General features: G+C 69.5%; 5 protein-coding genes. 3 read left to right on the top strand and 2 right to left on the bottom strand.

The annotated features are described in order from the left end of the window. From ETD86_RS50595 to ETD86_RS50585, 3 genes are all read left to right on the top strand, one after another. A partial coding sequence (locus ETD86_RS50595) for a trypsin-like serine peptidase (RefSeq protein WP_138673763.1) occupies positions 1-853 on the top strand: 853 nt, incomplete at its 5' end. Between the two features lie 208 nt (positions 854-1,061). Continuing rightward, the gene (locus ETD86_RS50590; protein ID WP_138673762.1) at positions 1,062-2,225 is read left to right on the top strand and encodes a trypsin-like serine peptidase; all 1,164 of its coding nucleotides are present in this window, start codon (positions 1,062-1,064) and stop codon (positions 2,223-2,225) included. A gap of 240 nt (positions 2,226-2,465) precedes the next feature. Further along, positions 2,466-3,887 carry an ATP-binding protein gene (locus ETD86_RS50585; protein WP_138673761.1) on the top strand — a complete coding sequence of 474 codons (1,422 nt, stop codon included), beginning with the start codon at positions 2,466-2,468 and terminating at the stop codon, positions 3,885-3,887. A gap of 68 nt (positions 3,888-3,955) precedes the next feature. Here ETD86_RS50585 and ETD86_RS50580 read toward each other — a convergent pair whose 3' ends face one another. Then, on the bottom strand, positions 3,956-6,763 hold the full coding sequence (locus ETD86_RS50580) for a poly(A) polymerase (RefSeq protein ID WP_138673760.1): 2,808 nt from the start codon (positions 6,761-6,763) through the stop codon (positions 3,956-3,958). Further along, a partial coding sequence (locus tag ETD86_RS50575) for an AAA family ATPase (RefSeq protein WP_138673759.1) occupies positions 6,750-8,337 on the bottom strand: 1,588 nt, incomplete at its 5' end. The genes ETD86_RS50580 and ETD86_RS50575, both read right to left, overlap by 14 nt.

The following is an 8,337-nucleotide window of genomic DNA, read 5'->3' as shown; positions in this document are numbered from 1 at the left end:
GGCCGGCCCCGCCGCGCCCGCCGCCGCCTCAGTCGCGAAGCGGGCCTCCACCGCGCAGGCCGCCGCCCCGGCGATGCCGCGCAAGGGCCGGGTGGCCAGCACCATGGGCAAGGTCTACTTCAAGTTCGGGGACAAGGAGTACTGGTGCTCGGCCAGCGCGATCGCGGCCAAGAACCACAGCGTGGTCTCGACAGCCGGGCATTGCGTGTACGACCCGCGGCAGGCCAAGGCGGCCGAATTCTGGATCTTCGTCCCCAACCCCGGAGCCAACGGCGACACGCCGGCCGGCATCTACGTGGGCTCGTCGGTCAGCATGCACGAGGACTGGTCGGGCAAGGGCGACTACGACTACGACTACGCGTTCGTCACCGTGCACCACGGCTTCACCTGGGTGGCCAAGAACGGCCAGTACGTGATGGAGAACGTGGGCCGGCTCCAGGACAACGTAGGCGGCCTGGGACTCGAACTGAACAAGAAGCCGGCCACGTACACGGTGGCCGCGTGGGGCTATCCGGCCGGCGCCCAGCCCGACGGCACCCACCCGTACAACGGCAAGAAGCTGCGCGTGTGCCGCGAGGGTCCGACCCGCTGGACCGTGGCCCCCAGCCTCGACCTGCAGAAGGGCGTCCAGCTCCAAGCGTGCGACTTCAGTCCCGGCGCGAGCGGCGGCCCCTGGGTGATCGGCTACGACAAGGACCGCAGGATCGGCAGCCTGAACGGCGTCAACAGCCTGACCTGGAACAGAGACGCCAAGGGCTCGTACGACGCGGTGTCGTCCCCATACTTCGACAGCGCCACGGGTGAGGTCTACCGACGCGCCGCGGCACAGACCACTCCGGGGAATGTGACGTAAGTCATACGCAACCGGGCGGTCACGCCCCGTCATCAGCCCGGATCTTGGTCTCAGAACGGTCACGACGCAGTTTGGAACGTGGACACGCCGGACCGGAAATTCCCATGACCAAAGTCAAGGTAGTAAGTTCCCGGCTGACTGTTTGCTCGCGCTTTGCTGAGTTTTGGGGTGCATGAGACGCCTCAGGTCAGCGCAACCTGGAGTTACCTTGAAGCGAATCCTTCTCCCCACCGGTGGTGCCGTTCTGGTCACCGGTCTGCTCGCGGCCGGTCTGACCGGCACCGCCCAGGCCGCGCCCGACGTCTCCCATGACCCCATGGCCCGCAACACGTCCGAAGCCGCCTCCGTCGCCTCCTTCTGGCTGGCGTCGAACGGGGCCGCTCTTCGCGCCGCGACGCAGTACACCTGGGACTCGAACGAGGTGCGGAAGGTCGTCTCCAAGGGTGGCGCCGACCCCGACGGCCGGCCCGGCACCACGGCCCCCACCGGTGAGACCAAGTCCACCGGCCGCGCCCAGAACATCAACCTCCCCAAGACCGTCGGCAAGGTCTTCTTCGTCGACGGCGCCGGTAAGTTCCGCTGGTGCTCGGCCACCTCCATCCAGTCGAACTACCGCAACCTGGTCGCCACCGCCGGCCACTGCGTGTACGACACGGACAGCAACAAGGCGCTCATGGACAACTGGGTCTTCGTGCCCGGTTACTTCCAGGGCAAGGCCAACTGGGGCATCTACGTGGGCAAGCAGGCCTTCACCCACTACGACTTCGACACGTACGAGGACTACGACCGCGACTACGCGTTCGTCACCGTCTACAACGGCATCCTCTTCAACGGCGTCAAGCAGGTGGACCGCAGGGACTACGAGCGCTTCACCGGCCCGAAGCGCCGCTGGGGCGGCCGCTACTACATCCTGCTGTCCAAGGACGCCGGGCGTCTGGGCGACAACGTCGGCGGCCAGGGCTTCGCCTGGAACCAGCCCACCGGCAAGCCGGTGCACGCCTTCGGCTACCCGGCGGCCAGGCACCCCGACGGCGACAGGCCGTACAGCGGCGTCACGCCGAAGCACTGCTACGGCAAGACCACCGCCAAGACGGTCGGCGCGCCCTGGCTCAAGATCCAGGAACACGTCGGCCTCAAGTGCGCCGTGACCCCCGGCTACGACGGCGGCTCCTGGCTCCTGAACTACAGCAACTCGAAGCGCCTGGGCTACGTCAACGGCGTGACCAGCACGTTCGCCGACCAGGACGGCAACGACCGCGTGGACTACATCACGTCGCCGTACTTCGACGGCGAGACGGCCGCGGTGTACAACGCGGCCAAGAACGTGTGGTCCGGCAAGATCGTCGGCCCGAACGGGGAGCTGTACAAGTAAGCCCTACCAGGGGAAAGGCGAGGGCCCGGCGGCACAGGCCGGGCCCTCGCCTTGACGTCCCCCGCCTCGGTTTCGTCTCAGCCGGACCCTTGCTGAGCGGGCGGGTCTCAGCACTACCGTGCGCCGAGGAGCCCTCGGCTCTTGCCTTCGCGCTACAGACGATACACCTAGCCGAGATAGTATCGCGCGCGATACTATCTCCTTAGATACTATTGCGCAGGTGACAGGTCGGGTGGTGCAGTGCGTCGGTTCATCGGGCGGGAACGGGAGCTGCGTGTATTGGGCGCGGCATTCGAGAAGATCCGTGAAGGGATCGGCTCTCAGAAGCCCGGCCAGTGCGTCCTGTTGCGCGGCCGACGACGGGTCGGCAAGTCGAGCCTAGTCGAGGAGTTCCTCAGCAGGGCCGAGGTCCCCTATGTCTTCTTCACCGCAGCAGGCGAATCTGCTGCGGACGAGTTGGCGGAACTTCTGGACGCCGTCGCATCCTCCACGTTGCCGGAGCGGTCCCTGTTCGCGGAGGAGACGCCGGGGCAGTGGAACGCAGCCTTCAGGCTCCTGGCGGAGATCCTGCCCGACGACACCCCGAGCGTGGTCGTGATCGACGAAGTCCCGTACCTCATGGAAAGGGTTGACGCCTTCGAGGGCATGCTGCAGCGGGCGTGGGACCGCCTGCTCAGCCGTAAGCCGGTGCTTCTCCTCCTGATCGGTTCCGATCTATCGATGATGGAGGCTCTGAACAGCTACGACCGGCCCTTCCACCAGCGGGCGACCGAGATGGTCCTGGGGCCGCTGAATCCCGCTGACATCGGCGACATGCTCGGCCTGGAGCCGGCTGCGGCCTTCGATGCTGCCCTGGTGACCGGCGGACTGCCGCTGATCTGCGCCGAGTGGCGGCCGGATGCCTCACTATGGGAGTTCCTGCGCGACTCGCTCGACAACCCCATCTCCGCGCTCCTGGTATCGGCCGAGCGGTCGCTGGCCGCAGAGTTCCCGCCCCAGGCGATGAGCCGGGAAGTACTGCGGGCCATCGGGAGTGGAGAGCGTACGTTCACCAACATTGCCCGGGCCGCGGGCGGCATTGCACACACCACCCTCACCCGGGCAACCGAGGTTCTGGCCGACAAACGCGTGGTCGCCGCCGAACTACCAGTATCCCTGCGACCCTCCAAGGAACGCCGCTACCGAGTGGCCGACCCGTATCTGCGCTTCTGGCTGGCCTTCCTCGACCCGCACATGGCAGAGATCGAACGGATGCGGGGCGACCTGACCTTGAGCCGGATCAAAGAGAAGTGGACGAGTTGGCGAGGGCGGGCCGTCGAGCCGCTCGTCCGCGAATCCCTCGCCCGCCTCCTCCCCGACGGCGGCCTTCCCGCCGCCCCGGCTATCGGCGGCTACTGGACCCGCGGCAACGACATCGAGATCGATCTGGTCGGTGCCGACCGCCAGCCGGTGGCCAAGCGACTGCTCTTCCTCGGATCGATCAAGTGGCTGGAGAACTCAGCATTCGACAGCCACGATCTGGCCGCACTGCACAAGCACCGGGCGGCGATCACCGATGATCCCATACCGCTGGTCGCGGTCTCCCGCAGCGGCGTCAATTGTTCCGGGCTCGAGGCAGCATACGGACCGGAAAAGCTGCTCACAGCTTGGCGCGGAAACTGAACAGCCGGACACCCAGTTGGCCGGTCGACATCAGGCGGCTCCGGCGGCACATACCCTTAGGTCAGCTGTCAGGTCAGACTGGGCACGGCACCGCATTCGGCGCGTTCGATCGTGATCTCGGACAGTCCTCTGCCCCATCGGCCGGTGATCTCGGCGAGCTGGGCGGCCTCCAGCGGCGTACTTCCCAGCCCGATCGCGTACCGGGCTGAGCTCGCCCCCGTCTCAAAGGGACGGGGCCAGGCGTGCGCGTCCGGCACTCCGGCCCTTTCCAAGGCGCCGAGCAATTCCAGTATGCGGCCTCGGACACGGCCGAGCACGGCTTCGAACTCCTCGGCCCGGTCGGAGCGCACTGTCAGTACAGCCCAGGCCGCATGGCGACGGTGAAGGGGAGGCGGCGCCGGCAACTCGCGGAATCGGGCGGTCTCCGTGAGCTCCCATGCCCGGTAGAGCTCCTGCGTGATCAGATCCACACCCCCGGCTGAGACCTGTCGCGCGCAGTTGCGCATGGGGTCGCTGGGCGTCATCACCGTCATCGGGGCCGGGTCTGCTGAGACGGCGGCGGGTGTGAGGGTGACCGGGTCACGCCAGTTCCAGGCGGCCCACGTACTGAAGAAGTGCCCCAGCAGACGGTCGGCGGGGAGGTCGCCGCTCTCGCGGGCGGTGCGCGCCGCCAGCACCGTCCAGGCCAGACCGGGCAGCCCGCCGAACGGGGCCGAGTCCAGGCCGCGTGCTCGCGCCCATGCCTTGACCTGCCTCGCCAGGCGGGCGAAACGGGCGTGCTCGGCGCCGACGGCGGCGCGTATGGTGTCGGCGTCGCTGACCGCGCTCATGGCGATCGCGGCGGCCTGGCCCAGTTCGGCGCGGCGGACCAGTGCTTGAGAGGGCGGAATCGGTCCGGTGGCGACCACGGTCAGATCGACGTCCAGGTCCGCCACGCACAGTCGCAGGCCCGGGACCCTGGCGCCGATCACCTGCCGCAGCCGACCGGCGTCGGGCAGCGCCGCTCGTACCAGCGCTTCGATCTCTGTCATGTCCGCTTCGCCGGGAAGCGCCGCCACCAGGTCCAGGTCCGCCGCCGGGAGTTCGCATCCCATGCGGCGGGATCCGACGATGTGCACGATCCCTGGACGCAGCGCCTCAGCCAGCCGCCGCGCGACCTGTCCTGCTGCCTGGGCTTCCCGTTGCAGCGTTTCCGCCGCCTGTACGGGTGCGCCGGTCTCGGATGATCGCTCGGCAGTCTCGTCCAGCCACCGGACCTCGCCGCTCCCCAAGGTGATCACCGCTCGCGGGCGCATGGGCTCGTCTGCCCGGCGGGACAGCACTACCAGGTCGCCGACCTGTGCGGTCATCCCGTCAAGCCGGACAGGGAAACCTTGCCGATCCTTGGCGCGGCCCAACGTCAAGTGAGGGGTGAACCCTCCTGCCCGTCCCTTGCAACGGGGAAAGCGCCGTTCCAACGCCTGCCGCAGGCGGATCCACTCTCCTGTGCCCGCGGCGGGGTCGAGCCAGACGGTCACGTCGTTCCGATGCCGGAAGGTGCGCACCCCTTCCAGCCGTACGGCGAAGGGCTCGATCTCGGCGGCCGCCGCGGCCAGCAACGGCGCCGCCGACTCGAAGTCCGACTCCGGTACGAAGCCGAAGAGCAGGTTGACGTGCGGCGGCCAGCGATAGAATTGCGGATCGTGCTTCCGGCGGACGTCCTGAATCGGCGGCCACATCTCGCGCGGCGGCACCCAGGCCACCGCCGTCCGCGTACTGGGCCGCGCATCGAGCACCTCGGCGACCTGTGAGAGGTCGAGCACCGCCTCCACCCCGTAGTGGTCCGAGATGTACAGCCCTTCCGGGGTCGGCGTGTCGCCTCTCAGGGCTGCGGAGACGACCCGCGGGCGGCCGCGGAGCAGGATGCGGTCCAGCCGCGCGGCTCGCCCCGACAACGAGGCGAGTGCCGCCAGCGGGTTGGCGTGCGGGTCGAAGGTGGGGGTCTGGTCGGGTCCGTACGCTTCCGTCCAGGCGTCCCGGAACCCGAGCACCGATGCGGGCGCGTCCGTGCCGTCGTTGAAGTCGCCCGCGAGGATCAGGTCGCCACCGACCCCGGCCAGCCCTTCGGCGATCTGGGCCAGCTCTTCCCGCCTCCTGACCTGGCCGTCGTCGGCGTGGTCGCTGGTCAGATGGGTGACGGCGACGGTGAGCGGGCCGTCGGCGGTGTCCACGACGATGGCGGATACCGCCTTGTGCGGGCCGAGCACGTGCCAGGCCGCCTCCCGTACCGGCAACCGGCTGAGCAGCAGCAGTCCGCCGTCATCGACGTCCTCGCCCTCAGGGTCGGTGCCGAGGGTGTAGCGGGCGCGTGCCCACGGGGCCGACAGCAACATGGACAGCAGCGCGGGCTCGACCTCCTGCAGCGCGATGACGTCCGCGTCGGCCTCCTCCAGGGCCGCCACCAGCAGGGGCCGCCGCCGGGCGGTGTCGATGTGTCCGCTGTCGTAGCGGTCCCACAACGTGTTCCACGTCAGGACACGAACGGCCGTCGTCCCAGCCGCGGCCTCCCCGGAACCGGGGCGCCAGCCGGCGACCGGATCCCAGACGTGCGGCGTCCTGGCCGTGAAGAACGGCGCCCGCAGGCGGCGCGGCTCCCGCGCCCGGCCGGCGTCGCAGGTGTCGACACGGTCCAAGCCGGTGACGCGGTCCCACACCAGCTCGCCGTCCGCCTCCACGAACAGCACCCGGTGCCAGGGAATCTCGCCCCCAGGGACGAACACGGGCAGCGGGACACGCTTGGGCGCGGCGCCCCTCTGGCCGACCCCCAGGACGAAACGCGAAGGATCGAACCGCGGGTCCCAGCGAACCCGGTGATAGATCTCCTCACTGGTACGCATCCTGCCCCCCGTCCGCATCCTCGATGGTTCCGGACGCCCCGACGTACCAGGTGCGATGGGCCTGGCCAGGGTACGGCGGGACGAACCGGCGGACCTGCGCGGTGAGAACGTCCGGCGGCACCGGGTGCGCGCGGCGCGCATTGCGCCGGTGCAACTCGTCCTCCTCCACCAGCATGACCGCATGCGTCGTCAACGCGTCGCGGCGACGCGCCACGGCGTGCACCAGTGAGCGCTGCCGCTGATTGAGCGACGTCGCGTCCCACACCACCGTGCCGCCGGCGGACAGCGCGGTGTCCAGCCGGTCCAGGCCCTCCGTGAGCACCTGCTGGTTGGCCCGCTGGTCCGCCCGCGAGCCACGGGCCTGGCGCAGGTCGTCCAGGGACAGGTGTACGTCGATCCCGGGCAGGCCCGCCGCGAACGTGCTCTTGCCGCTGCCCGATGGCCCCACCAGGTGCACCAGCCGCGGGAACCGCCCGGAACGCCATCGCCAGGTCGCCGCCACGGCCTCGTCGACCGTCACGATCCGCCCTCTCGCACAGGCATCACGCGCCTCCGCCCAGCACCGGTCCACCGCCTCCGGGCCGAGACCGGCGAGCGCCTTCCGCAGGCCCTCCCGCAACGGTCCGAGAGGGTCGGGCCCGAGCAGCCCGGCGTCCTCGGCATGCAACGCCGACCATTCGACCTGCTCACGAGCCTGATCGACCGTGTAGTCGGCGCGGCCGGCGCAGTCGGCGTGATCGGCGCAGTCGGCGTGATCGGCATGATCGGCGCAGTCGGCATGATCCGCGTGATCCGCGTGATCCGCGCGGCCCGCCCGACCCGCCAGCACCGCCGCCGCGACGGCATGCAGAACTCCCAGATCGGCGGCGAACGACATGCGCACGAGCCCGGCACGCCGATCCTCATCCGGATAGGGCCGGTGCAGGCCGGCATGCAACCCGACCAGGTCCGCGACCCGCCGCGCCAGCGGCATGCCCAGCGGCCCCGCCAACCGAGCCGCCAGCCAGGCACGGGGCATGGCGTGCAGCGCCGTGGCCAGCACACCCGCGAGCCGCGCATCCCCGTACCGCCCGATCAGCTCGAGCCTGCCCGCCACCTCGGCCTGCGCGAGGATGCCCGCCGCCTCACCTCCGGCCGGGTCCTTGACCACGATGCCCACCGAGGCCAGCAGAGCGGCCACGTCGGCATCCGCCCCCGACCGCACAGACCACAGCTCCGCGGCCGGCCCCAGGCCATTCGTCACGACGGTGGCATGCATCCAATGGGTGTCAGTCCGCACGTGCGCCGGGCGTACCCACTTGGCCACCCGCCCGCCGAACTCCTCCCGCCCGAACCCGTCAACGGTCCGGACGACGTACCCCTCCTGCCGCTCCGTATCCAGCCGAAGCGCTCGCAGCACCCGCTCATCGAAGACGCCGCGCCACAACACCGGCGGCACCGGAACTCCCAGCCCCCGCAGAAAGCCCACCGTACGATCCCAGTCCAGACAACGATCACCGTCCCAGACGGAGAACCCGTAGAACCAGCTTTCCAGCTCTTGGTACGGGATGGAGTGCCGGGCGAACATGTTCTCC

Source organism: Nonomuraea turkmeniaca, assembly GCF_005889735.1.
GTDB classification, from domain to species: Bacteria; Actinomycetota; Actinomycetes; order Streptosporangiales; family Streptosporangiaceae; genus Nonomuraea; species Nonomuraea turkmeniaca.
The sequence above is the reverse complement of the archived record's forward strand: the minus strand, read 5'-3'. Positions and strand labels throughout refer to the sequence as shown.